The organism is Polaromonas sp. P3_C2 (genome assembly GCF_056402675.1).
Window position 1 is genome coordinate 1 of sequence record NZ_JBFUGX010001110.1, and the last position, 830, is coordinate 830.

The following is an 830-nucleotide window of genomic DNA, read 5'->3' on the forward strand; positions in this document are numbered from 1 at the left end:
GTGCGCAGCATGGCGCGGTGGCCTTGCTGGCCGATGGAACGATTCAGTTCACGCCAGAACAGGACTATTTTGGCCCGGCCAGTTTTGTGTACGTAGTCGATGACGGCAACGGTGGGCAGGTACAAGGCACAGCGATGGTGAATCTGGCATCGGTCAACGATGTCCCCGTGGTCAACAACGAATTGCTGATGGGCAAGCGCGACGCGACCTACACCCTGAGCCAGGCAGCGCTGCTGGCCAACGACACGGATCGGGAGACTCCGACCGGCTTGAGTATCGTGGCAGTACAAGGGATGATCCATGGCAGTGCGGTTCTCAATGCAAATGGGTCGGTGACCTTTGCGCCGACGCCGGGTTATGCGGGGCGGGGGCAGTTTCAGTACGTAGTGCAGGATGCGGACGGCGGGCAAAGCGTGGGTACAACGGAGATTGACTTTTCGGCAATCAATGTGAATCCTTTGGCGGTAGACGACAGTTTTATCGGATTTGAAGATGTTGTGTTTGTTATCCAGCGCGGCCAACTCGTGGCCAACGACTCAGATCCGGATGCGAGTGGCTTGGCCAACTTGACGGTGGATGCCGTGCGTAACGCCAGCCATGGCACAGTCACTTTGCAGGCAGACGGCAGTGTGCGGTTTCAGTCCAGTTCCAACTTTTTTGGCACAGCCACTTTTGAGTACAGAAGCAATGATGGAGAAGGTGGTCAGACTTGGGCAACTGCTTATCTGAATGTGCAATCGGTTAACGATGCACCCGTCATCGAAGACATATGGTATGGCCGACCAATTTACGGAGCCACGGTGCAAAACGTTTACGGCGTGGATGAAAGC

The 830-nt window shown here is 55.8% G+C and carries 1 protein-coding gene; it reads left to right on the plus strand.

Annotation, left to right across the window (positions count from 1 at the left end):
* Window positions 1-17: 17 nt before the first annotated feature.
* Window positions 18-830, plus strand: an 813-nt coding sequence (locus AC1DWI_RS24965) for a tandem-95 repeat protein (RefSeq protein ID WP_477726157.1), incomplete at its 3' end; no start/stop codon positions are given.